Origin of the sequence: Hydrogenovibrio sp. 3SP14C1, from assembly GCF_029625905.1 — a bacterium.
In the GTDB taxonomy this organism is placed as follows: Bacteria; Pseudomonadota; Gammaproteobacteria; order Thiomicrospirales; family Thiomicrospiraceae; genus Hydrogenovibrio.
Genome location: NZ_JARTLM010000306.1, coordinates 1 through 239, shown reverse-complemented (window position 1 = coordinate 239; position 239 = coordinate 1). Strand labels below are relative to the sequence as shown.

The window sequence follows — 239 nt, the reverse complement described above, 5'->3', positions numbered from 1 at the left end:
TGCCGCTTGTACTTCTTCAATCGGGAACGGATACAGTTGCTCGATACGAACAATAGCCGCATCATCTTGCTGATTATTTCTGCGTTGCTCGAGCAAATCGTAATAGACCTTGCCAGAGCAGAAAACAACTCGCTTAACTTTTGCTACGTCATCCACTTTGTACCTCAAGTATGGAAGAGTTGGCTAACGGTTCGTTTTTACCAGCGATTGGTGAGATTGATCCGTTGGATGCAGCAAAA

The 239-nt window shown here is 44.8% G+C and carries 1 pseudogene; it reads right to left on the bottom strand.

Features of this window, described 5'->3' with window-relative positions:
• Positions 1-150 (bottom strand): annotated as a pseudogene (locus P8629_RS12635) (hypothetical protein); the annotation flags it as partial.
• Positions 151-239 lie beyond the last annotated feature (89 nt).